General features: G+C 73.0%; 2 protein-coding genes. Both read right to left on the bottom strand.

Translation table 11 applies throughout. The annotated features are described in order from the left end of the window. Positions 1–112 precede the first annotated feature (112 nt). Positions 113–1135, bottom strand: a complete 1023-nt coding sequence (gene iolC / locus AC1DP0_RS21105) for a 5-dehydro-2-deoxygluconokinase (RefSeq protein WP_478088393.1) — start codon at positions 1133–1135, stop codon at positions 113–115. A 14-nt stretch (positions 1136–1149) separates the two neighbouring features. Next, the gene (locus tag AC1DP0_RS21100) at positions 1150–2154 is read right to left on the bottom strand and encodes a Gfo/Idh/MocA family protein (protein ID WP_478088391.1); all 1005 of its coding nucleotides are present in this window, start codon (positions 2152–2154) and stop codon (positions 1150–1152) included. Positions 2155–2224 lie beyond the last annotated feature (70 nt).

Genomic DNA, 2224 nt, shown 5'->3' with positions numbered 1-2224 from the left:
GCCCACGCCGCCGCGATGCGGCCGGGCTCGCGGACGCGGATCTCGGTCAGGTCGGCGACCGCAACCTTCGGGCGGACGGTCGCGCTGACGGTCGGGCTCACGGGCGTGGTGGTCATCGTGCCTCCTCGGCGACGGGGGCGAGCGGGGCAGCGGGCCGGTCAAGGATGGCCAGGCGCTCCTCGACCTCGGCGGAGGTCGGCATCGCCGTGGAGCACTCGAGCTTGCTGGCGACGATCGCACCTGCGACGTTGGCGAACTCGAGGACGCGCCGCAGGTCCCAGCCCGCGAGCAGGCCGTGGCACAGCGCGCCACCGAACGCGTCSCCGGCGCCGAGSCCGTTGACGACGTCGACAGGGAAGGGCGGCACCTCGACGCGCTCGTCGCTGGTCGCGGCGAGCACCCCCTTGGAGCCCTGCKTGACGACGGCGAGCTCGACGCCGCGCTCGAGCAGCGCGTCGGCCGCCCGCTGGGGGTCGCTCTCACCGACGGCCACCTCGCACTCCTCACGGTTGCCGACGGCCACGGTGACGTGCCCCAGCGCGCGGCCGGCCTGCTCGCTCGCCTCGGCCGGGTCGGTCCAGAACATCGGGCGGTAGTCGAGGTCGAGCACCGTGTGGGTGCGCCGGGCCCGGGCCTCCCAGGCGCGGAAGTGCGCGCTCCGGCTCGGCTCCTGCGAGAGCCCGGTGACGGTGGACCAGTAGACGCCCGCCTCGCGGATCGCGTCGAGCGGCAGCTCGTCGGCCTCGATCATGAGGTCGGGCGCGATCGGGTAGCGATAGAAGTAGAGCGGGAAGTCGTCCGGCGGGAAGACCTCGCAGAAGGTGACGGGCGTCGGCGGGCCCGCGACGGCCGAGACGAAGGCGTCGTCGACCCCGAAGCCCTGGAGGGCCTCGTGGATGTAGCGGCCGAAGGCGTCCTGCCCCGTACGGGTGATGAGGGCGGCCCGGTGCCCGTGGCGGGCCGCGGCGACGCTGACGTTGGTCGCGCTGCCGCCGAGGAACTTCTCGAAGGTGCGCACCTTCTCGAGCCCGACGCCGTGCTGGAGCGGGTAGATGTCGACGCCGGTGCGTCCGATCGCGACGACGTCGTACGTGTCGTATGCCGTGTCGCCGGGTGTCGTGGACGGGGTGCTCATCGTGGTCACGTCCTTCACAGGCCGGGGATCTCCGTCAGGGCGACCGGGCGGTTCTCGCGGCGCGACAGCTCGCAGGCCTCGGCCACGCGGAACGCCTGGAGGGCGTCGTGGACCGTGCACGGTGAGGCGAGCGCGCCGCGGGCCACGGCGGCGAAGGCCGTCAGCTCGGCGCGGTAGGCCGGCAGGAAGCGCTCCATGAACGACCAGTGTCGCGGGCCCGACGGGTAGGTCGCTCCCGGCTCGGCCGAGGTGACGGCGAGTGAGTCGTCGTAGCCGACGCCGATCGTGTCCTCGCTGCCGAGGACCTCCATGCGCACGTCGTGGCCGGCGCCGTTGTAGCGGGTGGCCGACAGCGACACGAGCGTGCCGTCGTCGAGCGTCAGGACGGCCGCGGCGGTGTCGACGTCGCCGGCCTCGGCGAAGAACGCCGCGCCCTTGTTGGCGCCGGTGGCGTAGACGGAGGCGACCTCGCGTCCCGTGACGAAACGGATGATGTCGAAGTCGTGGATCGAGCAGTCGCGGAAGAGCCCGCCGCTCGTCGGGATGTAGGCGGCATGGGGCGGCGCCTGGTCGTGCGTCTGGGCCCGGATGCTGTGCAGGAAGCCGAGCTCCCCTGCGGCGACGGCCTGCTGGGCGCGCTGGTAGCCACGGTCGAAGCGGCGCTGGAAGCCGACGTGGACGGGCGTGGCGGTCCGCGACACGAGCTCTGCCAGGTCGAGCGTCTCCTCGAGCGTCGCGGCGACCGGCTTCTCGCAGAAGGTCGGCACGCCGGCCTCGAGACCGAGGCGGATCAGGGGCGCGTGACCCGGCGTCGCTGTCGCGATGACGAAGCCGTCGACGCCCGAGGCGAGCAGCTCGGCCGGCGACGCGGCATACCCGACCTCGAGCTTTTCGGCGACGGTCCGAGCGGCGTCGGCGTCCAGGTCGGCCACGACGACCTCGTCGACGTCGGATAGGTCGCGGAGGGTTTCGGCGTGGAATGCCCCGATGMGGCCGACTCCGGCCAGTCCGATGCGCATGTGCACTCTCCCTTGGTGATCGCGGTGGGCGGCGATCCGGTGGGGTGGTCGTCGCGGGGTCCGTTCGACG

This window comes from Terrabacter sp. P5_B1, assembly GCF_056400505.1.
The sequence above is the reverse complement of the archived record's forward strand: the minus strand, read 5'-3'. Positions and strand labels throughout refer to the sequence as shown.